1 protein-coding gene is annotated in these 377 nt (G+C 70.0%); it reads left to right on the top strand.

The annotated features are described in order from the left end of the window. A partial coding sequence (locus D588_RS24910; RefSeq protein ID WP_043085088.1) for a hypothetical protein occupies positions 1-377 on the top strand: 377 nt, incomplete at both ends.

Genomic DNA, 377 nt, shown 5'->3' with positions numbered 1-377 from the left:
GTCGTCGAAGACCGCGCTGACCCTGCGCAGCGACGGCGTACTGCTGGCCGGCGGCGCAGGCGACACCGTGCTCAACGCTACGGCCAACCTGAGTAACAGCGGCACCATCAGTGGCGCCAACGTCAGCGCCACCGCCGGTAACCTGCTCAACCAGGGCCGTATCGTGTCCGGCGGTACCGTGGCGCTGCAGGCCAATCAGGACCTGCTCAACCTCGGCGGCCAGATCGCTGGCCGCGACGTGCTGCTCAGCGCCGGTCGCGACCTCACCAGCACCACCCGCGACGCCATCGCAGGCGGCGACCTGCGTTCGGGCATCACTGCCGGCAACAACCTGCTGCTGCAGGCCGGCCGCGACCTCAGCCTGACCGGCACCATCG

This window comes from Xanthomonas sp. SHU 308 (genome assembly GCF_000364645.1).
GTDB classification, from domain to species: domain Bacteria; phylum Pseudomonadota; class Gammaproteobacteria; order Xanthomonadales; family Xanthomonadaceae; genus Xanthomonas_A; species Xanthomonas_A sontii.
The sequence above is the reverse complement of the archived record's forward strand: the minus strand, read 5'-3'. Positions and strand labels throughout refer to the sequence as shown.